Below are 24,579 nucleotides of genomic sequence, written 5' to 3'. Positions count from 1 at the left end.
ACCGTTCCCGCCCCCCGCGCTACCCCTCCCGGCAACGACGAGGGACACCCATGATCTACAATACCGCAGCAGACTGGACCGCCGCCGCGCAAAAGCGCGTGCTGCTCTTCGGCATGTCCGGGCTGGGCAAGACCCACCTGAGCCAGCTGCTGCGCGACAGCGGAGCATGGTTCCACTACTCGATCGATTACCGCATCGGCACCCGCTACATGGGCGAGCGCATCGCCGACAACGCCAAGCGCGAGGCGATGAAAGTGCCGTTCCTGCGCGAGCTGCTGATGACGGATTCCATCTACATCGGCTCCAACATCACCTTCCACAACCTCAGCCCCGTCTCCACCTACCTCGGCAAGCCGGGCAGCCCCGAGAAGGGCGGCATGGAGATGACCGAATACACCCGCCGCCAGGCCCAGTTCCGCGAAGCCGAGGAGCGGGCGCTGATGGACACGGGCTATTTCATCGAACGGGCCGAGGCGCTCTATGGCTACCCGCATTTCATCTGCGACACCGGCGGCTCGATCTGCGAATGGGTGGACCCGGAGGATATGGCCGATCCGCTGCTAAGCGAACTCAGCCGCCAGTGCCTGATGGTCTGGATCGAGGGCAGCGAGGCGCATACCGCCGAGCTGATCCGCCGCTTCGACAAGGCCCCCAAACCGATGAGCTACCGCCCCGATTTTCTGGCCCGCGTCTGGGCCGAATATCTAAGCGAAAACAACATCTCCGAGGCCGATGTTGACCCGGATGCCTTCATCCGTTTCACCTATTCCAAAGCCCTCGCCCACCGCCAGCCGCTCTACGAGGCGATGGCGCGGAACTGGGGCGTGAGCATAACCGCCGACGAGGCCAAGGCCGTGAACAGCGAAGAGGCCTTCAACCAACTCATCGCCCGCGCCCTTGAGCGCAAGCACCAGCCGACCTAAATCCGCATCTCCGCAACCCTGAAAGACAGCGCAATGCCCATCACCCTGCCCTCCGACCTTCCCGCCTACGCCGTGCTCGAGCGCGAGGGCGTGATGGTCATGGGCGAGGGCCGCGCGCATAGCCAGGATATCCGGCCCATCCGCATCGGGCTGCTCAACCTGATGCCCAAGAAGATCCAGACCGAGACCCAGTTCGCCCGGCTCATCGGTGCGACGCCCCTCCAGATCGACTTCCAACTGATCCGGATGAGCGAGCATGAGACCAAGAACACCGCCGCCGAGCACATGGAAAACTTCTACCGGCCCTTCTCCGAGGTCGAGGCCTCGGGCGAAAAGCTCGACGGCCTCATCATCACCGGCGCCCCGATCGAGCACCTCCCCTTCGAGGAGGTCACATATTGGGACGAGCTGAAACGCGTGATGGACTGGACCCAGACCAACGTGCATTCCACCTTCGGCGTCTGCTGGGGCGGCATGGCGATGATCAACCACTTCCACGGCGTGCCCAAGCACCTGCTCGATCACAAGCTCTTCGGCTGCCTGCGCCACGCCAACCTCGCCCCCGCCTCGCCCTACCTGCGCGGCTTCTCCGATGACGTGCTGATCCCGGTCAGCCGCTGGACCGAGATGAAGTCGGCCGAGGTCGAGGCCGCCGGGCTGAACATCCTCATCGGCTCCAACGAGGCCGGCCCCTGCCTTGTTGAAGATCCGGCCCACCGCGCGCTCTACATCTTCAACCACTTCGAATACGACAGTGGCACCTTGAAGGAAGAATATGACCGCGACGTTGCTGCTGGCTCGCCGATAAACGTGCCGGTCAACTACTACCCCGAGGATGACCCCGCACGCCAACCGCTGAACCGCTGGCGCAGCCACGCCCACCTGCTCTACGGCAACTGGATCAACGAGATTTACCAGTCCACGCCCTTCGAACTCGAGAAGATCGGCACCACCGGCTAGCCCGCGCTTTCCAGTGATTTCTCAAGGTTTTCTGAAACCATCCGCCCTCGGCCCGCGTATCCTAAGCACCAGGACCGCAACCGAGGGCGAAACAGAATGCTCCCCAAAATGCTGCTGACCCTCGCAGGCGTCGCCGCCCTCGTCGCCATTCTGGCGGGCTGCTCCGCCAGCCAGAGGCGCTCCGCCGAAGCGGCCTACCCGCCTGTCGGCCCGGTGGTGGAGGTCGCAGGCACGCGGGTGCATTACGTCGAGGCCGGGCAAGGGCCTGCGGTGATCCTGATCCACGGCGCGGGCGGCAACCTGCGCGATTTCACCTTCCGCATGGTCGATGAACTCAAGGGGCGCTACCGCGTCATCGCCGTCGACCGTCCGGGCCTTGGCCATTCCGAGGCCATTGCCGGCGGCGGCACACCCCAGCAGCAGGCCGCGATCCTCGATGCGTTGGCCGCCAAGCTCGGGGTGCGCCGCGCGGTGGTCGTCGGCCACAGCTACGGCGGCGCGGTGGCAATGGCTTGGGCGGTCGAACACCCCGAGCGGGTGGCCGCCGTAGTCTCGCTCGCGGGGGCGACCATGCCGTGGGAGGGCCCGCTTGATGGCTTCTATTCCCTCACCGGCTCACCCGCTGGCCGCACCTTCGCCGTGCCGGTGATCTCGGCGCTGGCCTCGGACAGCCGGATCGAGAGCGCGCTGGCCGATATCTTCAAACCCCAGCGCCCGCCGCGCGGCTACCTCGAGCATGTCGGCGCGCCGCTCACCGTCCGCGCCTCCTCCCTGCGCAACAACGGCCAGCAGGTGCTGAAGCTGAAGGCCTCGCTGCAACAACTCTCGCCCCGCTACCCTTCCTTGCGCATCCCGGTCGAGATCATCCACGGCACCGCCGACACCACCGTCGGGATCGACATTCACGCCCGCCCGATGGCCGCGCTCATCCCCGGCGCCCGCGTCACCGCCCTGCCCGGCGTCGGCCACATGCCGCATCATGCCAACCCGCAGGCAACACTCGCCGCCATCGACCGCGCCGCCGCCCGCGCCGGATTGCGCTGAGCGCCCCGCGCGCCCATACTGCCCAAGCCTTTTCAACCGCTTGGACCGCCCCATGACCAACCTTCCCTTCGACGGCGCAATCTCGAAATTCTTCACCGACGAAGCCCCCGAAGACGTGCGGGAGGCGGTGAAATCGGCCAAGGGCAAGACCATCCTAGAGGCCTATCCCTACGACAAACGGATGGACAAGAAAGAGTATGAGGCCACGCTGGAGGCGCTTCAGGTCGAACTGGTGAAAATGCTCGCATGGGTCAAGGAAACCGGCGCCCGCGTGGCCGTGGTCTTCGAGGGCCGCGATGCCGCCGGAAAAGGCGGCACGATCAAGCGCTTCCGCGAAAACCTCAACCCCCGCTCAGCCCGCGTCGTCGCGCTTTCCAAGCCGACCGACAAGGAAGCCAGCGAGTGGTACTTCCAGCGCTACGTCCGGCAACTGCCCGCAGGCGGCGAGTTCACCATGTTCGACCGCAGCTGGTACAACCGCGGCGTGGTCGAAAAGGTCTTCGGCTTCTGCACCGACACCCAGCGGCGGCACTTCTTCAACCAGCTTCCCGGCTTCGAGCAGATGGTGAGCGAGGACGGCATCCACCTGTTCAAGATCTGGCTGAACGTGGGCCGCGCCGAGCAACTCTCCCGCTTTCTGGCCCGCGAGAGCGACCCGCTGAAACAATGGAAGCTGTCGTGGATCGACGTGGAAGGCCTGAAGAAGTGGGAGGAGTATTCCGCCGCCATTCGCGAGACCTTCGCCATGAGCCACACCGCCCGCAACCCGTGGACGGTGATCCGCTCCGACGACAAGCGCCGCGCCCGCATAGCCGCCATCCGCGCTGTGCTCTCCCGGCTGGATTACACCGGCAAGGATGAGGCCGTGGTCAAAACGCCCGATCCCAAGATCTGCGGCGGCCCGGAGATCTGGTCGGCCTGATGCCCCGGCGCGGTTACCATCACGGCAATCTCCGCCAGGCTCTGGTGGAGGCAGCGATCCGGCTGATCGAGGAGAAGGGGCCGCAGGGCTTCACCCTCTCCGAGGCGGCGAAGGACGCAGGCGTGACCCCGGCCGCCGTCTACCGCCATTTCGAGGGGCGAGAAGACCTGCTGGCCGAGGTGGCCAAGCAGGGCTACGCGATCTTCGGCGACGTGATGGAACACGCCTATGACGAGGGCCAGCCCTCCGCCATCGCCAGCTTCGAGGCGACCGGGCGCGCCTATCTCGCCTTCGCCCGCAAGTTCCCCGGCCATTATCAGGCGATGTTCGAGGCTGGCCTCTCGCTCGCCCGCGATCCCGACCTCGCCCGCGGTGCCGCCCGCGCGCAGGCCGTGCTTGAGCGCGCCGCCGCCGGGCTGGCCGACAGGCTCCCGCCCGAAAAGCGCCCGCCCGCCGCGATGTTCTCCGCCCACATCTGGGCCATGTCGCATGGCGTGGTGGAGCTTTTCGCCCGCGGCAGCCCCGGCACCCGCGCGCCCTTCCCGCCTGAAGACCTGCTGGAATCCGGCATCGGCATCTACCTGCGCGGCCTCGGCCTGATCGACCCTGACGAGTAAACGCGAGGGGCCGTCTATCCGCCGCCGATCAATATCCCCGCCCCCAGCACCAGCGCGCCGCCCAGCACCACTTGCAAGGCAGCCCGGAAGAAGGGGGTTTCCATGTAGCGGTTCTGGATCCAGGCAATCGCCCAGAGTTCGACGAAGACGACGATCAGCGCGATCACCGTCGCCGTCCAGAAATGCGGGATCAGGTAGGGCAGCGCGTGGCCCAGCCCGCCCAGAGTCGTCATCACGCCAGAGGCGACGCCGCGCTTCCACGGCGCGCCGCGCCCCGAGAGCTGGCCATCGTCGCTTGCCGCTTCGGTGAACCCCATCGAAATACCCGCACCGACCGAGGCCGCGAGGCCAACGAGAAAGGTCGTCCACGGGTTTTGTGTGGCGAAGGCGGTGGCAAAGATCGGCGCCAGCGTGCTCACCGAGCCGTCCATCAGCCCCGCTAGGCCGGGCTGCACCCATGTCAGCACAAACTGCCGGTGTGCCGACTGGTCCTCATCCGCCCGGGTCTCGCCGTCCAGATGCCGCGCCTCCAGCGCCTCGGCCTTCTTCTCGTGGCCCGCCTCGGCGGCAGCCAGATCGCCCAGCAGCTTGCGGGTTTCAGCGTCCTTGGTCCGGGCCGCCGCCGAGCGGTAAAAGGCTTCGGCCTGCCGCTCCATGTCGAAGGCCAGCGCGCGCATCTTCTCCAGCGGCAGGTTCTCGGCCAGCCACACCGGGCGGCGGGCGTAATAGCCGCTCACATGCTCGCGCCGGATCAGCGGAATCACCTCGCCGAACCGCGCCTGATGCCGCTCGATGAGCCTGCGCCGGTGGCCGTCTTCCTCCCGCGCCATCTCTTCAAACATCTTAGCCGTACCCGGAAACTCCGCGCGCAGCCGCTCGGCAAAGCCCCGGTAAATCCGCGCATCGTCCTCCTCCGAAGAGATCGCGAGCGCCAGCACCTCCTGCTCGGTCAGGTCCGAGAAACGCTTGCGAGAGGAGAAATAACTGAGCATGGCGCAAATCTAGCCCCCGACGGGGCCTCCGTCAGGGGCCAGAATGTCGCGGGGTCAGTTGCGGTTGAAGACGATCGAAAAGTCGTATCCGCCCCAGTCGCCGGTGGCCACGCCGCCCACCTCGCTGGCGCTGTAGGCCTTCAGCCCCGGCACGCGCAGCACGCTCACTTCGCCGCCCCCGGCGTCGATCGCGCCCGCATGGAAGGCCGCCGCGCAGATGTCGCTGTCGCCGGTGTAGGGCCCCGAGCCCCAAACATCGCGCTGCTTGCTGGCATCCGCCGGGCAGAAGCAGGCGTGGCTCTCCGTGCCGCTCGGAAAGCGCCCGCATTGCGCAAGGTCCGAGCTGGCGGCAGGCGGCGGGAAGGCGATGGATTTGCCGAAGCTGCCCCAGTCGCGCGTCACCACCCCGTTGGCCTCCGAGCCGCTGTAGCTCGCCTGCCCATCGACCGTTTCCAGCGCAACCATGCCGCCCTCCGGCCCGATCACCCCCGCGTGGCGGGCCGCAGCGCAGACGTTGCTGTCAGCCGTGTAAGGCCCCGAACCCCAGACCGAACCTGTGGGCGCATCGGCCGCGCAAAAGCAGCTCCACGCCGCCTTGTCCTCGCTATAGTCCGAACAGCCCGGCGCCTCGCTCTCCGCCCATGCAGGCGCGGCAAGAACAACCGCGAAAGCGCTGAGAACAAAAGGGTTTTTCATCTGGTAACTCCCCTGAAAAACTTGGATCAAATTGACAATGCCCCGACCTTACCCGCAGCCGCCCGATCCGCAAAGCGCCTTGAAATGCCCGACCCCCGGGCCTATATCTGGAGCGTTCCGGCAACGGGACTATGGACATAAACGCGCTCGTAATAATCGGATCGGACCCGGGGGCGGTACCCGGCGGCTCCACCAAAACTCTCTCGTTGGGGGATCATGGGGCCGAAACAGGATCGACGAACGTCTAAAGGGGTTTGCTTTGTCTCGGTGAGGTACCACCGATATCGGTCCGTTAAGCATAATTGCCAACGACAATCGTGCTCCGGTCGCTCTCGCTGCTTAAGCAGCGCGAAAGATCGAAATCTTAAGTCCTTGCCTCTAGCCAGGTAAGGCGGGGTTCGCAGGCACCTGGCAACAGAAGCCTGCACTTTATTTCTCTCCAGCCATCGCCCGCACGCTGACATTGACACGGCTCCACCCGTCTCATTTTCTCACGTGGCAAAACAGATTACTCAGTTTTGGGGTGTGAGATGAGGCTACTGATCGGAATCGCTGGCATCTGCTGTATCCTTGGAACACTTGGCCTATTGGCTTGGTATTGTATCCACTGGTTGCAGTTCGCTGAGTTTCCAGAGTTTGATGGTTTCGCTATCTTTGGTGAGACGTTCTGTGATGAGCCTGTGGAGGAATGCAGATTGTACGGGCCGACTTTCGTTGAGGGGCTTGGGCTACGCAAAATCGTGCGTGCAGTGTTGGATGCAAACGTTGCGGTCTACTCATTTGTACTTGGATTTGTCTTGATCACTGTTGCAAACGACTGAGGCATCTTCGCAAAGTCCTTCGGCCAGCAATGAGCGCCTCTGCACTTTACTTCCCCGTCACATTCCCCCGTCATGCCCCTGCCATGACCGTCCCCCTCTCCACCCTCACCCGCACCTTCGCCCGCATCGGCGTCCTCTCCTTCGGCGGCCCGGCGGCGCAGATCGCGCTGATGCATGAAGAGCTGGTCGAGCGCCGGGCTTGGCTGACCGAAAAGCAATACCTCTCTGCCCTCTCCTTCTGCATGATGCTCCCCGGCCCTGAGGCGATGCAGCTCTGCACCTACGCGGGCTGGCGGCTGCGGGGCGTCCTCGGCGGGCTGATCGCAGGCACGCTCTTCGTGCTGCCCGGCGCGCTGGTGGTGCTGGCCCTTGCCTTGGCCTATGCCACCTGGGGGCAAGTCCCGCTCGTTCAAAGCCTCTTTCTCGGCATCCAGGCCGCAGTGGTGGTGATCGTTGTGCAGGCCCTCATCAAGGTCGCCAAACGCGCCTTCGGGCCGGGATACATGGCCGAGGGCGCGGCGCTGGCCGCCCTCGCTTTCCTCGCCATCTACGCGCTCCGCCTGCCCTTCCCGCTCATCATCGCCGGGGCTGCGCTCTGGGGCGCCTTCCGCAGCACCACCCGCGCGGATACCCCCGCGCCGCTCCTCCCGCCGGGCACCGCCCGCCGCACCGCGCTGACCGTGGTCATTTTCCTCACCTTCTGGGCCGCCCCCTTCGCCCTCCTCACACACTCCGACCTGCTCACCCAGCTCGGCCTGTTCTTCTCCAAGCTCGCCGTCGTCACCTTCGGCGGCGCCTACGCCGTGCTGGCCTACATGACGCAGGAGGTCGTCGGCACCCACGGCTGGCTCACCACGCCCGAGATGATCGACGCGCTGGGTCTGGCCGAAACCACGCCCGGCCCTCTGATCCTCGTCACCGAATTCGTCGCCACCCTCGCCGGGGCCAAGGTGAGCACCGCCAACGCGCTGGCCGCCGCCGCGCTCACCCTCTGGGTCACCTTCATCCCCTGTTTCCTGTGGATTTTCGCCGGCGCCCCCTACCTCGAATGGCTCACCCACCAGCCTCGCCTCTCCGGCGCGCTGCGGGCGATCACCGCCGCCGTGGTTGGCGTCATCGCTAACCTCTCGCTCTGGTTCGCGCTGCACGTGCTCTTTGCCGAAGTCCACACCACCGGCCCCGCCCTGCCCGTGCTCTCCACCGCCCAGCCGCTGGCCTTTGCCCTCACCGCGCTGGCCGCGCTCCTGCTGCTGGCCCTGCGCCTCGGCATGGCCACCACCCTCGCCCTCATGGCCCTCGCCGGGCTCGCCACATCGCTCCTCGGCTGAGCGCCAAATCGGCCCTGTCAATCAGGTCCGAATCCCTTATGCTGATCGTGACGACACCCTGAGGGCCTCCCCACCGATGAGCACCGAAATCGACTACGGCAGACTGATGCACCGGGCGATGCGAAGCCTGATCCGCGATGTGCTGGCCGAAGTCGCAGATCGGGGCCTGCCGGGGCAGCACCATTTCTTCATCACCTTCGATACCCGCGCCGAGGGCGTCGACATCGCCGACTGGCTGCGCGAGCGCTACCCCGAGGAGATGACGGTGGTGATGCAGCACTGGTTCGATGATCTCGACGTGACCGACGATGGCTTCTCGGTCACTCTCAACTTCGGCGACGCACCCGAGCGGCTGGTCATCCCCTATGATGCCATCGCCACCTTCGTGGACCCCTCCGTCGAGTTCGGCCTGCGCTTCGAGAGCCAGGAAGAAGATGACGAGGACGACGAAGAAGAGGTCGCCCCCGCCCCCATGGCCGAAGACGTGGACGAGGCTGAAGGCCAGCACGACGCCGAGGTCGTGAGCCTCGACAGCTTCCGCAAGTAACCGGCCCGCCCGCATGCTTCGGCGCTCCCGTGCTATACTGGCCCGGGGAGCATCCGAACCAAGGGGGCAATCACATGATCATCCGCATTTTCCAGGTCGTCACCCGGCCCGGCAAGGAAGAGGCATTCAGCCGCTTCTTCCATGACACCGCAATTCCGCTGATGCAGGGCACGCCGGGCATCGTGCAGGTGCTACCCGGCGCAGCTAGGCCTGAGACCCCGCGCGAGTTCAGCTTCGTGATGGTCTGGGAGAGCCTCGATGCGCTCAAGGCCTTCGTCGGCGAAGACTACACCACCCCGCATATCGACCCGGCAGAGGAGGCGCTGGTCGAGTCGCGCAGCATCAAACATTACGACCTCGCCGCCTGACCTGGCCTACAAGGCGCCGTTCTTGATGGTTTGGAAACAGCCCTGAAACACCTGTGTTTCACGCCGGTGAAACTTCGGTAACAGCCCGCATCGCCGCTTGCCCGGAGGCACGGCACCGGTGCAACTGGAGCCAGTCTCATAGCTCCAGAGGGCCCGCCATGCCGAGCGATTTTGCAGTGTTTCTCTCCGAAATGTTCCGCAAGCCCGGCGAGGTGGTCGCCATCGCCCCCTCCTCCGCCGCCGTCGCCCGCAAGATGACCGAGGGGCTGGAGGCGATCGAAGGCCCGGTGGTCGAGATCGGCCCGGGCACCGGCGTCTTCACCAAGGCGATCCTCGAGCGCGGCGTGCATCCCTCCCGGCTCACCTGCATGGAAACCAACGCACGCTTCTGCGAAACCCTCCGGCAAAAATTCCCCGGCGTGAACGTGCTGAACCGCCCGGCACAGGAAATCTCGCAAATCGGCCTCTCCGGTGTGGGCGCCGTGATCTCCGGCGTGCCGGTGCTGGCCCGCCCAACGATCCAGCGCGAGGTGGTGGGCCGCGCGCTGGAGGTCATGCGCCCCGGCGCGATCTTCGTCCAGATCACCTACTCCCCCGGCAGCCCGATCAGCCCCGAGATGCAGGCCGAACTCGGCGTCTCCGCCCGCCGCCGCGGCATCACCTGGGCCAACCTGCCGCCCGCGCACGTCTGGGTGTTTACCCGCCGGGCGCAGTAAAAGCCCGCGCCTCCGCCCGTCGTGCCGTCCTCGCCAAGAGGCGCCCCATGGCCTGCGATTGGCAGCGTTTGCGCTAACCTGCCATTGACCGCCCCGCCCGGTTCGGTATGTCTCCCCCGACATCACCATCAAAGGGGCGCAACCCATGGCCGATACCCGCACCGAGACCGACAGCTTCGGACCACTCGAAGTTCCTTCCGACAAGTACTGGGGCGCCCAGACCCAGCGTTCGATCATGAACTTCCCCATCGGCTGGGAAAAGCAGCCCGTGGCCATCGTCCGCGCCCTCGGGGTCATCAAGCAGGCTTGCGCCGAGGCCAACAAGGCCACCGGCAAGCTCGATGCCAAACTGGCCGAGGCCGTGATCGAGGCCGCCTCAGAGGTGGTCGCCGGCAAGTTCGATGACAACTTCCCCCTCGTGGTCTGGCAGACCGGCTCCGGCACCCAGTCGAACATGAACGCCAACGAGGTCATCGCCAACCGCGCCATTGAGATCCTCGGCGGCGTGATCGGCTCCAAGGACCCGGTCCACCCGAACGACCACTGCAACATGGGGCAAAGCTCCAACGACACCTTCCCCACCGCCATGCACATCGCCGCCGCGATGAGCGTGCGCGACGTGCTGATGCCCGGCCTCACCCAGCTCGCCGAAGGGCTGGAGGCGAAGGCCGAAGAGTTCAAGGACATCATCAAGATCGGCCGCACCCACACGCAGGATGCCACCCCGCTCACGCTGGGGCAGGAGTTCTCCGGCTACGCCGCGCAAATCCGCAACGGCATCAAGCGCATCGAGGCCGCCATGCCGGGTATCTACGAGCTGGCACAGGGCGGCACCGCCGTGGGCACCGGGCTGAACACCGACAAGGGCTGGGGCGAGACCGTCGCCGCCGGCATGGCCAAGATCACCGGCCTGCCCTTCGTCACCGCGCCCAACAAGTTCGAGGCGCTGGCCGCCCATGACGCGATGGTTTTCCTCTCCGGCGCGCTCAGCACCGTGGCAGGCGCGATGTACAAGATCGCCAACGACATCCGCTTCCTCGGCTCCGGCCCCCGCTCCGGCCTTGGCGAGCTGATCCTGCCCGAGAACGAGCCGGGCAGCTCGATCATGCCGGGCAAGGTCAACCCCACCCAGGCCGAGGCGATGACCCAAGTGGCCGCCCACGTCATGGGCAACGACGCCGCGATCAAGTTCGCCGGCAGCCAAGGCCACTTCGAGCTGAACGTCTACAACCCGATGATGAGCTACAACCTGCTCCAGTCGATCCAGCTGCTGGGCGACGTGGCCGCCTCCTTCACCGAGCGGATGCTCTCGGGCATCGAGGCCAACAAGCCGCGCATCCAGAAGCTGATGGAAGAGAGCCTGATGCTGGTCACGGCGCTGGCCCCCACCATCGGCTACGACAACGCCACCAAGGTCGCCAAGACCGCCCACAAGAACGGCACGACCCTCAAGGAAGAGGCCATCGCACTGGGCTTCGTCGATGCCGAAACCTTCGACAAGGTGGTCCGCCCGGAAGACATGATCGGCCCGAAGTGAGCGACAAGCCCGTCAACCTGAACCGGGTGCGGAAAGACAAGGCGCGGGCCGAAAAGAAGGCCCGCGCCGACCAGAACGCCGCCTTTCACGGGCTGACCAAGGCCCAGAAAGAGCAGGCCAAGGCCGAGGCGGCGCGGGTGGCACGTTTGCACGATCAGAGCAAGCGGGACGAGAGCTGAGGCCTTGCTCAGTGGGGGCGCTGCCCCCACACCCCCGGAGATATTTGAACCAAGATGAAGATCAGGCCGAGGCCTTTTCCTCCAGCTCCAGCCATTCCTCTTCCGCCGCAGAGAGCTTCGTCTGTCGCTCGGTCAGCGCCTCGCTGGCCTTCTTGAACTTCACCGGCTCGCGGGTGAAGAGCTCGGGGTCGCTCATCAGCTCGGTCAGCTTGCCGATCTCCGCTTCCAGCCGGGCGATCTCGGCGGGCAGCGCCTCGAGCCGGTGTTTCTCGGTGAAGCTGAGGCCATTCGCCTTGGGCTTCTCCGGCGCGGGCTTTTCCTCCACCTTCGCGGCCCGCTTGGGCGCGGCGGTGGAGCGCTGCCACTGCCCGCCGCCCTGCGCCACGAGGTCAGACCAGCCGCCAGCATAAACCGTCGCCCGGCCCTCGCCCTCCAGCACCACCGAGCGGGTTGCCACACGGTCGATGAAATCCCGGTCGTGGCTGACCAGCAGCACAGTGCCGGGGTAGTCCGAGAGCACCTCCTGAAGCAGGTCCAGCGTTTCGATGTCGAGGTCGTTGGTCGGCTCGTCCAGCACCATCAGGTTGCTCTCGCGCGCCATCAGCCGGGCCAGCAGCAGCCTTGCCTTCTCGCCGCCCGAGAGCGAGCGCACCGGGGCGCGGGCCTGCGCCTCGTCGAAGAGAAAGTCCTTTAGGTAGCCAACCACGTGGCGCGGCTGACCCCTCACCATCACCTGATCGGCCTGCCCGCTCACCCGCATCGCCGGATCGCCCGCGAGGTTCTCCCACAGGCTGGCATCGCCATCGAGCGCGGCGCGGGTCTGGTCGAAGACCGCCATCTCCACGCCGTGGCCCTGCTTCACCTGCCCCTCGTCGGGCGCCGTCTTGCCGATGAGCATGTTGATCAGCGTGGTCTTGCCCGCGCCGTTGGGCCCAACAAAAGCCACCCGCTCGCCGCGCGTGAGCTTGAGGTCGAAGGGCCGCAGGATAACCTTGTCATCAAAGCGCTTGGCGATCCCCTGCGCCTCCAGAACCACCTTGCCGCTCTTGGTGCCCTCTTCCAGCTCCAGCGCCGCCACGCCCTTGCGGCGGACCTGCCCTGCGCGCTCGGCCCGCAGCTCCTGCAAGGCGCGCACCCGGCCCATGTTGCGCTTGCGGCGGGCGCTGATTCCCTCCACCGCCCAGCGGGCCTCGGCCTTGATCTTGCGGTCGAGCTTGTGGCGGGCGGTGTCTTCCTCTTCCCAAGCCTTGTCGCGCCAAGCCTCGAAATGGGCAAACCCCTGCTCCTGCCGCCGCACTTCGCCCCGGTCGATCCAGAGCGTGGCGCGGGTGAGGTTGGTCAGGAAGGCGCGGTCGTGGGAAATCAGCACATAGCCTGCGCGGGTCTCGCGCAGCTCGCGCTCCAGCCAGCCGATGGCTTCGATGTCGAGGTGGTTGGTCGGCTCGTCCAGCAGCATCAGCTCCGGCGCTTCGGCCAGCAGCTTTGCCAGCGCCGCGCGCCGCCGCTCACCGCCCGAGGCCGAGGCCACCGCCGTGTCGAGGCCAAACTTCAGCCCCTCGGCCACCGCCTCCACCCGCCACGCCTCAGACTCGTCCAGCCCGCTTGCCGCAAATGCGCCCAGCGTCTCGAAGCCCTCCATCGAGGGCTCCTGCTCCATGTAGCCCACCCGTACGCCCGGCGCGGCCACCACGGCGCCCGCGTCAGCCTCCACGAGGCCTGCCATCACTTTCATCAGGGTGGATTTGCCCGAGCCGTTCCGGCCCACCAGAGCCACACGGTCGCCGGGCTGCACGGTCAGGAAAACACCTTCAAAAACGGGGTTGCCGCCGAAGGTGAGCGAAATGTCGGAGAGTTGCAAAAGCGGGGCGCGGGCCATGATGCGCGTGGCCTATCCCGCCCCCGAGGCCGGGTCAAGCGGTCCGGTGGGCCGCCTCACAGCGCCGTCAGAACCGGCCGAACATCCGCCCGATCCGCAGGGCCGAGCGCAGCTTGCGACGGTTCTCGTTTCCGCCCTTCGCGCCGCCCATGCCGCCATTGGGGCCAGCGCGGCGCCGCGAACGCATCAGCATCCGCAGCACCATGTTTATGAGATGGCCGGCGTTCACTCGTCGTCCTTCTTGCCGCTGCCCAGCATGCTGTCACGGGCCGAGTTCATGCCCTGGCTCATCTTGCTGTTCATCGCATGGCGGGCCTTGTCGGAGAACTGCATCACGATAGTGCGCCAGATCTGCGAAAAAATGCTATTCATCTGTCTCTTCCTCTCTGAAAAGTTCGTCTTGGTCTTGGTTCTCGTCCGCCTCGTCTTCGCCGTCTCCCAGCCCGACCATGCCCGGCGGCGGGCGGCTGTCGAGCAGGCCCGCCGCCCTGAGCTCCTTGAGCCCCGGCAGGTCGCGGGCAGATTCCAGGCCGAAATGGTCCAGAAAATCCTGTGTCACCACATAGGTCACCGGGCGGCCCGGCGTCATGCGGCGGCGGCCGAAGCGGATCCACTCCAGCTCCAGCAATTGGTCCACCGTGCCGCGGCTCACGCTCACGCCCCGGATCTCCTCGATCTCGGCGCGGGTGACGGGCTGGTGATAGGCCACGATGGCCAGCGTCTCGATGGCCGCACGGGAGAGCTTCCGCGTTTCGACCGTCTCTTTTTGCATCAAAAAGCCGAGGTCCGGCGCGGTGCGCATGGCCCAGGCCTCACCCACCCGGCGCAGTTCCACACCGCGCCCCTCGTAGCGCTTCTGCAGGTTCTCCAGCGCCACCTGCGCCTCGGCGCCGTGCGGCATCCGGGCGTTCAGCTCGGCTACGGTAACAGGCTCGGCGCTGGCAAAGAGAATGGCCTCCACCATCCGCTCCTGCTCGCCCATCGGCGGCGCTTCAAAGAGGCTTTCCTCGACCTCCACCTCATCCAGCCCGTCAACCACGCGGCGCCTCCTTCAGCTTGATCTGAATGGGGGCAAAGGTGTCTTCCTGCCGGATCGTCAGATGCCCGTGCTTCACCAGCTCCAGCGAGGCGGCAAAGGTCGCGGCGGTGGCGCTGCGGCGGCGCATCGGGTCGTTCTCCCAGCCCTCGGGCAGGTAGGTCATCAGGTTGGTCCACTCGCCCGCATAGCCGATCAGGCCGCGCAGCCGGTCCAGCGCCTGCTCCATGGTGAACAGGTTCTCGCGGTCCATCACGAAGGGGCGGAACTCGTCCTTGGTGCGGATGCGGGCATAGGCCTTCATCAGGTCCATCAGCGTGGCGGTGTAGGTCACCCGCCGCACCCGCTCCACGCTCTCCGGCACCCCGCGCGCAAAGAAGTCGCGGCCAATCTGGTCGCGCGCCATCAGCTTGGCGGCCACATCGCGCATGGCGGCAAGCCGCTCCAGCTGGAACGCGAGATGTGCCGCCAGTTCCTCACCGCTCGGCCCCTCCTCCGAGGGATCTGGCGGCAGCAGCAGCTTGGATTTCAGAAACGCCAGCCAGGCCGCCATGACCAGGTAATCTGCGGCCAGTTCGATGCGAAGCTGCTTGGCGCGCTCCACGAAGGCAAGGTACTGCTCGGCCAGTTGCAGGATCGAGACCTTCCGCAGGTCCACCTTCTGGGTCCGGCCAAGGGTCAGCAGCAGATCGAGCGGCCCCTCGAAGCCATCGACATCCACGATCAGCGCCTCGGCCGCCAGCCGGTCGGACACATCCGAAAAGAGGGAGGCCCCGTCCTCAGCCATCGTCCTCACCCATCGCCCGCCTGCCCTCTCAATACGGCCTCGTACTCGGCCTCCATTGCGCTCCGGTCAATGGTATCAAGGGTGCGGCGGGCTTCCAAGGCGGCATCCACCCGCGCCAGCCCTGTTTCATTCATATCTTCGGCAATCTCCGCCAGCGCCTTTAGCTCGCTAAAAACGCCCTTGCAGTAGAGCACCACGTCGCACCCCGCCGCCCGTGCGGCCTGCGCCCGCTGCGGCAGGCTGCCGTCGAGCGCCTCCATGCTCAGATCATCGGTCATCAGCAGACCGTTAAAGCCGATTTCCTCGCGGATCAGCGCAATCATCACCGGGTCCACCGTGGCGGCCTTCTCCGAGAAGGCCTCGAACACGATATGCGCGCTCATCCCGAGCGGCAGGTCGTTCAGCGCCTCGAAGGCGGCAAAGTCAGTGATGCGCAACTCCTCCGCCGAGGCGGTGACGCGAGGCAGTTCAAGGTGGCTGTCCATCGTCGCGCGGCCGTGGCCGGGGATGTGCTTGAGCACCGGAAGCACCCCACCCGCCAGCAACCCGTCCGCCACCGCGCGGGCGGATTTGACAACCGCTTCAAGGGTTTCGCCATAGCAGCGGTTGCGCAGCACGGCATGGGTCTTGGTATGGGCAATATCGCCCATCGGGGCGCAATTGCCATCAATCCCCACCGCGCGCAGATCGTCGGCGATGAGCCGGTAACGCAACTCCATCGCCCGTGCGGCACGATCCGGGCCGACCTGCGCGTTCTGGTCCAGCGGCGGCAGCCAGCTGCGCCAATGCGGCGGGCCCATCCGGTCCACCCGGCCGCCCTCCTGATCGATAAACACCGGAGCTTCCCAGCCAACCGCCTCCCGCAGCCCGGCGGTCAGCGCCTTCACTTGCTCCGGATGGGCGATGTTGCGCTTGAACAGGATGAAGCCAACGGGGCTCACATCGGCAAAAAGCGCCGCCTCATCGGGCGTCACCTCAAGCCCGTCGCAACCAAAAATGTACGGCGAAAGCCGTGCGGGCCGTATCACCGCGCGACCACCGGAATGCACTCGGCCTTCTCCGCCACCAGCGCAGCACAGAACCGGCGCGCATCGCTGAGGTCAGCAAACCCCTGCGCCCGCAGGCGATAGAAGGTCTGACCGCCGCTCTCGGCCTCCATGATCAACCGGGTCTTCTCCAGCATCAGGCTGTCGAACTGCCCGGCGAGCCGGCCCCAAAGCTGGGCGGCCTCCTCCGGGCTCTCGAAGGCCCCGAGCTGCACCAGCCGGGTGCCAGCCGGCACCTGATCGTCCTCGGCCACCTCGGCGCCCTCGGGCACCACCGTCGTGCGCCGCGCCTCCGGCTCCGCCTCGCTCGGCGCAGGTGCCTTCAACCCGGCAGGCCGCACCTTGGGCCGCAGCGAGCGCTTCACGCCCGGCAGATTGGCCAGCTTCGCCTTCTCCGGGTCCGCCGCCTCGGTCGCCTCCTCCGCAGCCGCGCCAGAGAGCGGCTCGGCGCCCTCGCTCAGCTGCCCGGCCATCGCCAGCGCCACGGCCACCGGGTCGTTCGGGTCCACATCGTCGGGCAGGTTGGCGGCCACGGCCAACTCGGGCGCCACCAGCTCACCATCTTCGGCCTCGGTGCCGGGGGTCGCCTCTTCCGGGGCCACCTGCGCCTGCTCCACCTCGCGCTGTACCATCGCAGCCAGCGGCAGGTCTTCTTCACTCAGCGTCGCCGGGCCGGGCGCCAGCGTGATCTGCTCGGGCAGATCGGCGGCCTCGCCCTCGGCGGCCACATCGTTCACCGCGTAGCCGGTGTGGTCGGCCACCTCGCCGCCCGGCTCTTCCGGCGCAATCCGCATCGGCCCTTCGAGCGCGGCCACAACCGGCACGCCGGTCACATCGCGCACGGTGATCCGATAGCCCCAGATGGCCAGCCCCGCGATCAGCGCAAGGCTCATCGCCGCGCCCGCGCCGCTGACCAGCTTCGCACCCGCACTTCGCGGCGCATCGCTTTGATAATCCTGCGTGAATTCGGGCTCATAGCCCGCCTGATCCGCGCCCGGCGGCGCCCCATGGGGGTGCCACACGACCTCGTTCATCGGTCGAAGATCCTGCCTGGGATCCATGCTCGCCTCGCTCTCTCGGCCCGCCCTCTTTTCGGGGCTGGGCACGCTTGCCTGCCTCCCCGATCAGTGGCGCGGGCCCTGAGGGCTCAGCGCATCTCTTCCGCCGGGGTTACGCCCAAGATACCAAGACCGGACGAAATGACAACGGAAACGGCCTTCGCCAAGGCGATTTTCGGCAGAGAAGCGCCTTCGTTGCCCTCCTGGAAGAACCGGAGCTCCGGCGTGTCGTTGCCGCGGTTCCACAGCGCGTGGAACGCCTGCGCCAGTTCGTAGAGATAAAAGGCGATCCGGTGCGGCTCATGCCCCTTGGCGGCAATCTCCACCAGCCGCGGCCATTCGGCCAGCTTGCGGGCCACCGGCAGCTCGGCCTCGTGCAGCGTGTCGAGGTCCTGATCCAGGATGGTGATCTGGTCCAGCTTCCAGCCAGCAGCCTCCGCCTTCCGCATCACCGAGCGCACCCGCGCGTGGGCGTATTGCACGTAGAATACCGGGTTGTCCTTGCTCTGCTCCAGCGCCTTGGCAAAGTCGAAGTCGAGCGGCGCGTCGTTCTTCCGGGTGAGCATCACAAAGCGGGTCACATCCGCGCCCACCTCATCCACCACGTCGCGGAGCGTCACGAAGGTGCCCGCCCGCTTGGACATCTTGAACTCCTGCCCGTCCTTGAACAGCTTCACCAGCTGGATCAGCTTCACATCCAGCGGCACCCGCTCCTCCGAGAGCGCGGCAACGGCAGCCTTCATCCGCTTGACGTAGCCGCCGTGATCGGCGCCAAACACATCAATAAGCTCGTCGAAGCCTCTGGAAACCTTGTCATAATGATAGGCGATGTCGGGGGCGAAATAGGCCCATGCGCCATCGGCCTTCTGCACCGGGCGGTCCTCGTCGTCCCCATAATCGGTGCTCTTGAACAGCGTCTGCTCGCGGGCTTCCCAATCGTCGGGCAGCTTGCCCTTGGGCGGCTTCAGCTTGCCCTCGTAAATCAGCCCCTTGCCCCGCAGATCGTCGATCGCGGCCTCGATCTTGCCGGTGCCATAGAGCGCCTTTTCCGAGAAGAACACGTCCATCTCGACGCCGAGCGCGGCCAGATCCTCGCGGATCAGCGCCATCATCGCCTCGGTCGCGAAGTCCCGCACCTCTTCCAGCCAAAACTGCTCGCCCTTGTCCACAAAGGCATCGCCCACCTTGGCCTTCAACGCCTCGCCCACCGGCACCAGATAGTCGCCGGGGTAGGTGCCATCTTCAAAGGCCACGTCCTGCCCGTGCGCCTCCAGATAACGGAGGTACACAGAGCGGGCGAGCACATCCACCTGCGCGCCGCCGTCGTTGATGTAATATTCCCGCGTCACCTCGTAGCCCGCATAGGCCAGAAGGCTCGCCAGAGCGTCGCCGAAGACCGCGCCCCGCGTATGGCCCACATGCATCGGGCCGGTCGGATTTGCCGAAACAAATTCTACGTTTACGCGCCGACCTTCACCCAGCTCCGAACGCCCGAAAGAGGCCCTGTCAGACAGCACCGCTTTCACCACGCCGCCCCAGACAGCCGGGGCCAGCGCAAGGTTGATAAACCCCGGCCCAGCCACCTCGGCCCGCTCGATCCGCGCATCCTTGGCGAGCCGGTCCGCGAGCTGCCCCGCGATCTCGCGCGGGTTGGCCTTGGCAGGCTTGGCCAGCACCATCGCGGCGTTGGTCGCCATGTCGCCATGGGCGGCATCGCGCGGCGGCTCCACCGTCACATTGTCTAGCGCCAGCCCCTCGGGTAGCGCGCCTTGGGCCATCATGGCCTCCAGTTCGGTTACAACGAGCGCCCGGATATCGGCAAAGAGGTTCATGTCATCGGTCCTTCTCTCCGCCCGCGTCTCTATCAGCCCGCCCGCAGGGGTCAAGCGTCGCTTGCACCGCTCCGCCGCGTTGGTAGGAATGCACCATGACAGACCTCAGCCCAAGCCACCGCGCCCTGCGCCTCTGCATCGCCCTGGCGCTCGCCTCCGCCGTCCTGGGCCTGCTGCTCTTCACCATCCCGCGCGAAATGGTTACGCCGCAGCCGCCGCTCTACCAAATTGAAGGGCTGGCATTCCGTATCGTGCAGGGCGCGACGCTGGCAATTTCGCTGCTCTCCATGCTGATCGCCGCCGTGCTGCCGCAAGCGGTGCCGCGGCCGGGCTCGGGGCGTGCGGCGCGCACCGGGGCGCACCTCGCCACCCTCCTCGTGGCGCTCATCGCGGTCGCCAATATCTGGTTCGCCACCCGCAGTGAGTTCGAGCTCGCCGCCCGCGATGCCTACGCCATGCAAATCGCCGTCATGTCCCTTGGCTCGGTTATCGGCATCGCAGGCCCGCTGGCGCTGACTGCCGCGCTGGCCGTGCGCCTGCCCGGGCCCAAACCACGCCATGCGGCGCTCATCGCCCTGGTCCTTCTGGTGTTTGCCGACGTGGCCTTCACGTCAGGGCTGTCTCCCCTGCCGGCGGGCGGGCCACTACTGGCGCTCCTTCTGCTGCTCGCCGTCACGCTCCACCGCAAGGCCCTGCTGCCCGGCGCCATACGCCCTTGGCTCATTGCCCTCGCCGCCCTCTGGGCCCTGCCGTGGATGGTCGCCCACCTGCCGCGGGCCGGGGCCGCGCTGATGATAACCGATCCGTCCCAGCGCTTCGCAGCGCTGGCCGATGCGCTGCTTTCGTCGGAACCCGCCAACCACCTGCTCGGCCCACTGCCCCTGCTGCTCTGCCTCGGCGCTCTCGCCTGCCTGCTCTTTGCCCAGCCGCGCCGCCGCTTGAACACGGCTTGCGCCACCCTGATCGGTCTCGCCGCCCTGCTGCCCGCGCTTGCCTATGCGGCGGGCTATGTCCCCTTCAGCCCCGCCAGCGCGTTCGACATGCTCCGCACCGGTGCCATGAGCCTCGGCGTAGCGCTGACAGTGGCGCTTGGCGGGCTTGCGTCATCCCTGGCCGTGCCGCTGACGGCACTGATCAGCGCCTGGCTCTGGTTGCGCGGCACCAGCCAGCCGCTCTAGGCGCTGCCGCGGCGGTTTTGCTACCCCAGCAGCTTCTCATGCATCTGCAAGGCAAAGCGGTCGGTCATCCCGGCAATGTAATCGGCCACGATCCGCGCCAGTGCCGTCTGGCCCCGCGCCTCGCCCACGTCCTTCTGCCACTCATCGGGCAGCAGATCGGGGCGTGACATGAAGAGCGGAAACAGCTCTTCCACCACCTTCGTCACTTTCTCCCGCATCTCCACCACCGCCGGCGCGCGATACATCCGCTGAAACAGGAACGCCCGCACCTCGGTAATTCGCGCCTTCAGGTCGTCCGAGAAATCCACCACCGGATGCCCCAGCTCCCGCACCTCCTGCGCGCTCTGCGGCGCGGCCTCGTTCAGCCGGGCGCGGCTGACCGCGATCACATCCTCCACCATCAAGCCAAAGACGCGCCGCAGCGCCTCGTAGCGGCGGCGCTTGAAGTCCAGCCCGGGATAGATCTGGTCCACCTGCCGGTAGCTGTCGGCGGTCAGCGCAAGGCCTTCGAGGTCGCGGTCGGTAAAAAGCCCGGCCCGCAGACCGTCCATCAGGTCGTGGTTGTTGTAGGCAATGTCATCCGACAGCGCCGCCACCTGCGCCTCGGCGCTGGCATGGGTGTGCAGCTCCAGATCCTGCAACTTGGCGTATTCGGCCAGCCCATAGGGCAGCGCCCCCTCCACCGGCCCGTTGTGCTTGGCGATGCCCTCAAGGCTCTCCCACGTCAGGTTGATCCCGTCGAACTCCGCGTAATGCCGCTCCAGCGACGTAACGATGCGGATCGCCTGCGCGTTGTGGTCGAACCCGCCATGCGGGGCCATCAGCGCCGCCAGCGCGTCCTCCCCGGTGTGGCCAAAGGGCGTGTGGCCGAGATCATGGGCCAGCGCCACCGCCTCCGTCAGCTCGATGTTCAGCCCCAGCGTGCCCGCAATCGTGCGGCCCACCTGCGCCACCTCCAGCGTATGCGTCAGCCGGGTGCGAAAGTGATCGCCCTCGTGCTCGACGAAAACCTGCGTCTTGTACTTGAGCCGCCGGAACGCGCTGGCATGAATGATCCGATCCCTATCGCGCTGAAAAGGCGAGCGAAAATGGCTTTCCTCCTCCGAAAATAGCCGCCCCCGGCTCTGCTCCGGATCACATGCATAAACCGCCCGCATAGCTGCCCTGTCCCTTCAATTCCCGCGCAACCCTGCCTTGTCGCGCCCTGTCCCGCCCCATATATTTGAAACGTAACCGGAAAGCGATGCACCCGATGACCCTCACCCTGCCGCCAAAAGTCACCCCCCGCGCCTATGCCCGCCTCGCCGAGATCGGCGCGGCCCCCAAGGCTCTGCGCGTCGCCGTCGAAGGCGGCGGCTGCTCGGGCTTTCAATACGAGATCACCCTCGACGAGCCCGCCGCCGACGACCTCGTGCTGGAGCAGGGTGGCCAGAAGGTCGTGGTCGACGAAGTCTCCCTGCCCTTCCTCGAAGGCGCCACCATCGACTTCTCCGACGAAATCATCGGCGCCCGCTTCACGATCGAAAACCCCAACGCCACCAGTTCTTGCGGCTGCGGCACTTCGTTTTCGATGTAAGGTGAACCGGGCAAGCCGGCCTTTCAGGACCTAAATTGTAGATACTCGTTCCTCCGGCGTTAGCGTCGAGTCACGCATTCGTTGCTTAGCCGCGACACTACAACAGCCCCCTAAGTGACGCTCAGCCGATTTCGCGGGCGATGGTCTCTCGGCCGTGAACAAGATGGGTCAGTGCGAAGGGTGCGAGTTGCGCGATCATCGTGAAGTGCACCAAGGCATCCATCTTCTGCACGTTTTCAACAGCGCGCGTCCGACTGTCGTAGCCCGCTACGGCGAGTGACGGGACGAACCCAAAGCACTCCCCCGCCTGCAATGGCCCTAAACGGCGCACCGCTTCTCGGAACATCGGCTCATCGGCGAAGTCCCACAACTCACGTGCATTGTCGTCCCAAGGCAGGAGCGCCGCCGACAGGCTGTTGGCATCGGGTTCCGTCGCCGTGCCCGCCATACCTGCTGGCAGGATCGGCGCATTCATTACGTTGGGCAACAATCGCGGGGCCTTGACCGTGTAGCGCAGCAGATCAACCGTCACCTCGCCATGGCGCTCCGACCACATCTTCAAGGTGCCCCACGCATTGTAGGCGACAACGTGGCAATCAGCATGGCTGAAGTCGGAATCCGCCTTGAAGATCAGCGCAACAACCGGCCTGAACGCCAGCGGGTCGCAGAACTGGTAGCCCCTATCGAAGTAGTGGCCAAAGCCGAACTCTTCGATGAAGCCCACATAGGCTGCCGGTAAATGCGCGCGCAGGTAGTCCATCGCTTCTGCACTCGGGGCCTTGCCTCCGCGCGGCGGGCCGATCTCCTCAATCATCTCGGCGTAGTGAGAGTGCAGCATGGCTCGTCCTTCTCTATCGGCATCTCGAAAGGCCGACGTTCATGTTTCTGTCGCCCATTCCGGCGGCGCGCATGTCGCTTGCGGCCTGGGCCAGTGTACCGGCCCTCGTTGTGCCCGAGTTGGAGCCGCCCGGCGCAATGTTCCAGAGGCTGCCGATCCGCTGGTTCTGTGGACCGCCGCCCATGGTCAGAACACGGGGGTCCCCACCGGCGATGATATCAACCACATGGGTGGCGTTGAGGCCAGACATGATCTCGCGGATTCGCGCAGGCGAAAGCCCCTGCTGCCGGAGTTGGTTGCGGTACGCCTCGCGCGCTGCCTCCTGCGCCCTGCGATCACGCAGCAGATCCGTCGCGCTGCCATTCTGCCCGTTCTCCCGCCAGACCGTCCGCGCCTGGTCTAGGACCGCATGAGCATAGCCCATCTCATCGGCGGTCATCGAATTGATTCCGGTCTGTTGCTCGGCGAGCTGCCGGTCGAACTCCGCGATCTGATCGGCATCCCATGTATCGGGCACATCAAAGCAAGGAACGTCCGTCTGCGGCACCGGGGCGGTGGCCGGGTCGTCATTGTCACGCCCGTCCCCACCACCCTCGCCACCGTCCCTGCGGTCGCCATCGCCCGTGCTGGCATCTCTGTCGGGAATGGTCCGGTTGCTGTCAGGTTCAATACCGGCAACCTGGCTCTGGTCCGGTTCACCGTATTTTCCGGTGAGTTCCCCCTCGCTCCAATCCGCCTCCCCGAGCCGGCGCCCATCCATAGTCGTCAGCTCGACCCCGTAGCGCCCGCCTCGCTGGATCGGCACAAACCTCAGGGCGCGTACGATCCCGACGCCCGCGCCGAATTCAGCAGCAAGAAAGGCACCGTCGATACCGCTGGTGACGATAGCGTACATCAGCCCGCACTCTTCGTATCGGGCTTTCAGCTGGTTCCAGATATTGGTGAAGTAGCTCTTCAGCTTCTCGATTGCCGCATCGCGGTGAATATCCGCCTCGGCTCGAAGCCGATCCTGCCGCTCGCGGAGTTCAGCTGCCGATTGTTCGACAACCTCGACCCCCATCTCCTCTTCCATCTCCTCGACGCTGTCGTAGCCCATCGCCCAGAGCGCAAACTCGTCGCCATCCTCGAAACCAAACACCGAACCGACCCGGTCGAGTAGAGTTCTGTCGCCCCGTTCCCGCGCCTCCGCTGCCTCGATATCGTCCTGAAGGTTGTCGGCCCGCCAGTCGAGGATGTCAGCTACCTCGATGTTCCGGAACGCCGAATTCATGTAGGCGCTGTGGAGCTGGCCGGCTATTTTGCGCCTGAAATCGTCGTCCGTGGCCAGTTTGTAGACCATCTCGATCATCGCGTAATACTCGAGGAATTGTTCCCGCGTGTATTGGGCGATCGAGCAGTTGCCCTGCCCGTGACTCCCCCCTGGCTCGTCGAGCGCGAGGTAGTCGGCATCTTGAAGATCGGCTTCCTCGGCGATCACGCGCTGAGCAGCATCGGCAACGCCGGGAAACCGCTCCGAGATCCACGGATCGGTCGCCGCGCGTTCATAGCCATCCGGCGGGGTCAGGTAGCTGGCCTCAAAACTGGATGGCATCGGCAGCGTATTGGCGGCGCCGCCCACCAGTTCCCGATAAGCCTGCAGGGCCTCCTCGTACTCGCGCTGGTCGCGCAGATAGCGTTCCTCGAGTTCGGTCTCGGCCATGCG

The 24,579-nt window shown here is 66.0% G+C and carries 27 protein-coding genes and 1 other RNA gene; 15 read left to right on the top strand and 13 right to left on the bottom strand.

The features are described 5' to 3' along the window. Positions 1-50 precede the first annotated feature (50 nt). From KUV38_RS05150 to KUV38_RS05130, 5 genes are all read left to right on the top strand, one after another. Positions 51-923, top strand: coding sequence for an ATPase (locus KUV38_RS05150; protein WP_222469023.1), 873 nt, complete (start codon positions 51-53; stop codon positions 921-923). Between the two features lie 33 nt (positions 924-956). Beyond that, complete coding sequence (metA, locus tag KUV38_RS05145; protein WP_222469022.1) at positions 957-1,883, top strand: homoserine O-succinyltransferase; 927 nt, start codon at positions 957-959, stop codon at positions 1,881-1,883. A gap of 96 nt (positions 1,884-1,979) precedes the next feature. Beyond that, positions 1,980-2,927 carry an alpha/beta fold hydrolase gene (locus KUV38_RS05140; RefSeq protein ID WP_222469021.1) on the top strand — a complete coding sequence of 316 codons (948 nt, stop codon included), beginning with the start codon at positions 1,980-1,982 and terminating at the stop codon, positions 2,925-2,927. 52 nt (positions 2,928-2,979) lie between these two features. Then, positions 2,980-3,849 carry a polyphosphate kinase 2 gene (gene ppk2 / locus KUV38_RS05135; RefSeq protein ID WP_222469020.1) on the top strand — a complete coding sequence of 290 codons (870 nt, stop codon included), beginning with the start codon at positions 2,980-2,982 and terminating at the stop codon, positions 3,847-3,849. Next, complete coding sequence (locus tag KUV38_RS05130) at positions 3,849-4,466, top strand: TetR/AcrR family transcriptional regulator (RefSeq protein WP_222469019.1); 618 nt, start codon at positions 3,849-3,851, stop codon at positions 4,464-4,466. Before ppk2 ends, KUV38_RS05130 begins: the two co-directional genes overlap by 1 nt. 14 nt (positions 4,467-4,480) lie before the next feature. Here the strand turns inward: KUV38_RS05130 and mbfA are convergent, their stop codons facing one another. Both mbfA and KUV38_RS05120 read right to left on the bottom strand, forming a co-directional pair. Beyond that, positions 4,481-5,458, bottom strand: a complete 978-nt coding sequence (gene mbfA, locus KUV38_RS05125) for an iron exporter MbfA (RefSeq protein WP_222469018.1) — start codon at positions 5,456-5,458, stop codon at positions 4,481-4,483. A 54-nt stretch (positions 5,459-5,512) separates the two neighbouring features. After that, positions 5,513-6,154, bottom strand: coding sequence for an LCCL domain-containing protein (locus tag KUV38_RS05120; protein WP_222469017.1), 642 nt, complete (start codon positions 6,152-6,154; stop codon positions 5,513-5,515). Between the two features lie 75 nt (positions 6,155-6,229). Between KUV38_RS05120 and ssrA the strand changes: the two genes are divergently transcribed. The 8 genes from ssrA to KUV38_RS05080 all read left to right on the top strand — a co-directional run bounded on the left by ssrA (position 6,230) and on the right by KUV38_RS05080 (position 11,650). After that, positions 6,230-6,583, top strand: a transfer-messenger RNA (tmRNA) gene (gene ssrA, locus KUV38_RS05115). Between the two features lie 101 nt (positions 6,584-6,684). Beyond that, entirely contained in the window at positions 6,685-6,975 is a 291-nt protein-coding gene (locus tag KUV38_RS05110; RefSeq protein WP_222469016.1) for a hypothetical protein, read from the top strand. Positions 6,976-7,058: 83 nt separating this feature from the next. Beyond that, a complete protein-coding gene (gene chrA, locus KUV38_RS05105) occupies positions 7,059-8,303 on the top strand; it encodes a chromate efflux transporter (protein WP_222469015.1) in 1,245 nt (414 codons plus the stop codon). 76 nt (positions 8,304-8,379) lie between these two features. Continuing rightward, the gene (locus KUV38_RS05100) at positions 8,380-8,850 is read left to right on the top strand and encodes an SspB family protein (RefSeq protein ID WP_222469014.1); all 471 of its coding nucleotides are present in this window, start codon (positions 8,380-8,382) and stop codon (positions 8,848-8,850) included. Positions 8,851-8,924: 74 nt separating this feature from the next. Beyond that, positions 8,925-9,218, top strand: a complete 294-nt coding sequence (locus KUV38_RS05095) for an antibiotic biosynthesis monooxygenase family protein (protein WP_222469013.1) — start codon at positions 8,925-8,927, stop codon at positions 9,216-9,218. 158 nt (positions 9,219-9,376) lie between these two features. Then, positions 9,377-9,934 (top strand): class I SAM-dependent methyltransferase, encoded by a 558-nt coding sequence (locus KUV38_RS05090; protein WP_222469012.1) that lies wholly within the window; start codon positions 9,377-9,379, stop codon positions 9,932-9,934. A 145-nt stretch (positions 9,935-10,079) separates the two neighbouring features. Next, positions 10,080-11,471 carry a class II fumarate hydratase gene (gene fumC / locus KUV38_RS05085; protein ID WP_222469011.1) on the top strand — a complete coding sequence of 464 codons (1,392 nt, stop codon included), beginning with the start codon at positions 10,080-10,082 and terminating at the stop codon, positions 11,469-11,471. After that, positions 11,468-11,650: a DUF4169 family protein gene (locus tag KUV38_RS05080; RefSeq protein ID WP_222469010.1), complete on the top strand. Its 183-nt coding sequence runs from the start codon at positions 11,468-11,470 to the stop codon at positions 11,648-11,650. The genes fumC and KUV38_RS05080 overlap by 4 nt, the downstream gene beginning before the upstream one ends. 61 nt (positions 11,651-11,711) lie before the next feature. Here KUV38_RS05080 and KUV38_RS05075 read toward each other — a convergent pair whose 3' ends face one another. The 8 genes from KUV38_RS05075 to argS form a co-directional block, all read right to left on the bottom strand. Beyond that, the gene (locus KUV38_RS05075; RefSeq protein WP_222469009.1) at positions 11,712-13,526 is read right to left on the bottom strand and encodes an ABC-F family ATP-binding cassette domain-containing protein; all 1,815 of its coding nucleotides are present in this window, start codon (positions 13,524-13,526) and stop codon (positions 11,712-11,714) included. Between the two features lie 67 nt (positions 13,527-13,593). Next, positions 13,594-13,755: a hypothetical protein gene (locus KUV38_RS05070; protein ID WP_222469008.1), complete on the bottom strand. Its 162-nt coding sequence runs from the start codon at positions 13,753-13,755 to the stop codon at positions 13,594-13,596. Continuing rightward, the gene (locus KUV38_RS05065) at positions 13,752-13,898 is read right to left on the bottom strand and encodes a hypothetical protein (RefSeq protein ID WP_222469007.1); all 147 of its coding nucleotides are present in this window, start codon (positions 13,896-13,898) and stop codon (positions 13,752-13,754) included. Before KUV38_RS05065 ends, KUV38_RS05070 begins: the two co-directional genes overlap by 4 nt. After that, the gene (gene scpB / locus KUV38_RS05060) at positions 13,891-14,508 is read right to left on the bottom strand and encodes an SMC-Scp complex subunit ScpB (RefSeq protein ID WP_222470969.1); all 618 of its coding nucleotides are present in this window, start codon (positions 14,506-14,508) and stop codon (positions 13,891-13,893) included. Before scpB ends, KUV38_RS05065 begins: the two co-directional genes overlap by 8 nt. A gap of 49 nt (positions 14,509-14,557) precedes the next feature. Next, on the bottom strand, positions 14,558-15,349 hold the full coding sequence (locus KUV38_RS05055; protein ID WP_222469006.1) for a segregation and condensation protein A: 792 nt from the start codon (positions 15,347-15,349) through the stop codon (positions 14,558-14,560). 5 nt (positions 15,350-15,354) lie between these two features. After that, positions 15,355-16,323, bottom strand: coding sequence for a glycoside hydrolase family 3 N-terminal domain-containing protein (locus tag KUV38_RS05050; protein ID WP_315898595.1), 969 nt, complete (start codon positions 16,321-16,323; stop codon positions 15,355-15,357). Between the two features lie 50 nt (positions 16,324-16,373). After that, on the bottom strand, positions 16,374-17,429 hold the full coding sequence (locus KUV38_RS05045; RefSeq protein WP_222469005.1) for an SPOR domain-containing protein: 1,056 nt from the start codon (positions 17,427-17,429) through the stop codon (positions 16,374-16,376). 113 nt (positions 17,430-17,542) lie between these two features. Further along, the gene (gene argS / locus KUV38_RS05040; protein ID WP_222469004.1) at positions 17,543-19,285 is read right to left on the bottom strand and encodes an arginine--tRNA ligase; all 1,743 of its coding nucleotides are present in this window, start codon (positions 19,283-19,285) and stop codon (positions 17,543-17,545) included. A 95-nt stretch (positions 19,286-19,380) separates the two neighbouring features. Between argS and KUV38_RS05035 the strand changes: the two genes are divergently transcribed. Further along, the gene (locus KUV38_RS05035) at positions 19,381-20,463 is read left to right on the top strand and encodes a hypothetical protein (RefSeq protein WP_222469003.1); all 1,083 of its coding nucleotides are present in this window, start codon (positions 19,381-19,383) and stop codon (positions 20,461-20,463) included. A 20-nt stretch (positions 20,464-20,483) separates the two neighbouring features. On the opposite strand, the gene KUV38_RS05030 is transcribed toward KUV38_RS05035, so the two are convergent. Next, positions 20,484-21,620, bottom strand: a complete 1,137-nt coding sequence (locus tag KUV38_RS05030) for a deoxyguanosinetriphosphate triphosphohydrolase (protein ID WP_222469002.1) — start codon at positions 21,618-21,620, stop codon at positions 20,484-20,486. A 95-nt stretch (positions 21,621-21,715) separates the two neighbouring features. Between KUV38_RS05030 and KUV38_RS05025 the strand changes: the two genes are divergently transcribed. Beyond that, the gene (locus KUV38_RS05025; RefSeq protein ID WP_222469001.1) at positions 21,716-22,039 is read left to right on the top strand and encodes a HesB/IscA family protein; all 324 of its coding nucleotides are present in this window, start codon (positions 21,716-21,718) and stop codon (positions 22,037-22,039) included. Between the two features lie 121 nt (positions 22,040-22,160). Here the strand turns inward: KUV38_RS05025 and KUV38_RS05020 are convergent, their stop codons facing one another. Beyond that, entirely contained in the window at positions 22,161-22,877 is a 717-nt protein-coding gene (locus KUV38_RS05020) for a GAD-like domain-containing protein (RefSeq protein ID WP_222469000.1), read from the bottom strand. A 13-nt stretch (positions 22,878-22,890) separates the two neighbouring features. Continuing rightward, positions 22,891-24,576, bottom strand: a complete 1,686-nt coding sequence (locus KUV38_RS05015; protein ID WP_222468999.1) for a polymorphic toxin type 15 domain-containing protein — start codon at positions 24,574-24,576, stop codon at positions 22,891-22,893. Positions 24,577-24,579: the final 3 nt, after the last annotated feature.

The organism is Vannielia litorea, from assembly GCF_019801175.1.
GTDB lineage: Bacteria > Pseudomonadota > Alphaproteobacteria > Rhodobacterales > Rhodobacteraceae > Vannielia > Vannielia litorea_B.
Note: the sequence above shows the minus strand (reverse complement) of the source record. Positions and strands in the feature narration are given on the sequence as shown.

What these genes read in the sequence shown, in the direction of transcription:
- KUV38_RS05150 (WP_222469023.1), top strand. Translation starts at nt 51, where the DNA reads ATGATCTACAATACCGCAGCAGACTGGACCGCCGCCGCGCAAAAGCGC.
- metA (WP_222469022.1), top strand. Translation starts at nt 957, where the DNA reads ATGCCCATCACCCTGCCCTCCGACCTTCCCGCCTACGCCGTGCTCGAG.
- KUV38_RS05140 (WP_222469021.1), top strand. Translation starts at nt 1,980, where the DNA reads ATGCTCCCCAAAATGCTGCTGACCCTCGCAGGCGTCGCCGCCCTCGTC.
- ppk2 (WP_222469020.1), top strand. Translation starts at nt 2,980, where the DNA reads ATGACCAACCTTCCCTTCGACGGCGCAATCTCGAAATTCTTCACCGAC.
- KUV38_RS05130 (WP_222469019.1), top strand. Translation starts at nt 3,849, where the DNA reads ATGCCCCGGCGCGGTTACCATCACGGCAATCTCCGCCAGGCTCTGGTG.
- mbfA (WP_222469018.1), bottom strand. Translation starts at nt 5,458, where the DNA reads ATGCTCAGTTATTTCTCCTCTCGCAAGCGTTTCTCGGACCTGACCGAG.
- KUV38_RS05120 (WP_222469017.1), bottom strand. Translation starts at nt 6,154, where the DNA reads ATGAAAAACCCTTTTGTTCTCAGCGCTTTCGCGGTTGTTCTTGCCGCG.
- KUV38_RS05110 (WP_222469016.1), top strand. Translation starts at nt 6,685, where the DNA reads ATGAGGCTACTGATCGGAATCGCTGGCATCTGCTGTATCCTTGGAACA.
- chrA (WP_222469015.1), top strand. Translation starts at nt 7,059, where the DNA reads ATGACCGTCCCCCTCTCCACCCTCACCCGCACCTTCGCCCGCATCGGC.
- KUV38_RS05100 (WP_222469014.1), top strand. Translation starts at nt 8,380, where the DNA reads ATGAGCACCGAAATCGACTACGGCAGACTGATGCACCGGGCGATGCGA.
- KUV38_RS05095 (WP_222469013.1), top strand. Translation starts at nt 8,925, where the DNA reads ATGATCATCCGCATTTTCCAGGTCGTCACCCGGCCCGGCAAGGAAGAG.
- KUV38_RS05090 (WP_222469012.1), top strand. Translation starts at nt 9,377, where the DNA reads ATGCCGAGCGATTTTGCAGTGTTTCTCTCCGAAATGTTCCGCAAGCCC.
- fumC (WP_222469011.1), top strand. Translation starts at nt 10,080, where the DNA reads ATGGCCGATACCCGCACCGAGACCGACAGCTTCGGACCACTCGAAGTT.
- KUV38_RS05075 (WP_222469009.1), bottom strand. Translation starts at nt 13,526, where the DNA reads ATGGCCCGCGCCCCGCTTTTGCAACTCTCCGACATTTCGCTCACCTTC.
- KUV38_RS05065 (WP_222469007.1), bottom strand. Translation starts at nt 13,898, where the DNA reads ATGAATAGCATTTTTTCGCAGATCTGGCGCACTATCGTGATGCAGTTC.
- scpB (WP_222470969.1), bottom strand. Translation starts at nt 14,508, where the DNA reads ATGGGCGAGCAGGAGCGGATGGTGGAGGCCATTCTCTTTGCCAGCGCC.
- KUV38_RS05055 (WP_222469006.1), bottom strand. Translation starts at nt 15,349, where the DNA reads ATGGCTGAGGACGGGGCCTCCCTCTTTTCGGATGTGTCCGACCGGCTG.
- KUV38_RS05045 (WP_222469005.1), bottom strand. Translation starts at nt 17,429, where the DNA reads ATGAACGAGGTCGTGTGGCACCCCCATGGGGCGCCGCCGGGCGCGGAT.
- argS (WP_222469004.1), bottom strand. Translation starts at nt 19,285, where the DNA reads ATGAACCTCTTTGCCGATATCCGGGCGCTCGTTGTAACCGAACTGGAG.
- KUV38_RS05035 (WP_222469003.1), top strand. Translation starts at nt 19,381, where the DNA reads ATGACAGACCTCAGCCCAAGCCACCGCGCCCTGCGCCTCTGCATCGCC.
- KUV38_RS05030 (WP_222469002.1), bottom strand. Translation starts at nt 21,620, where the DNA reads ATGCGGGCGGTTTATGCATGTGATCCGGAGCAGAGCCGGGGGCGGCTA.
- KUV38_RS05025 (WP_222469001.1), top strand. Translation starts at nt 21,716, where the DNA reads ATGACCCTCACCCTGCCGCCAAAAGTCACCCCCCGCGCCTATGCCCGC.
- KUV38_RS05020 (WP_222469000.1), bottom strand. Translation starts at nt 22,877, where the DNA reads ATGCTGCACTCTCACTACGCCGAGATGATTGAGGAGATCGGCCCGCCG.
- KUV38_RS05015 (WP_222468999.1), bottom strand. Translation starts at nt 24,576, where the DNA reads ATGGCCGAGACCGAACTCGAGGAACGCTATCTGCGCGACCAGCGCGAG.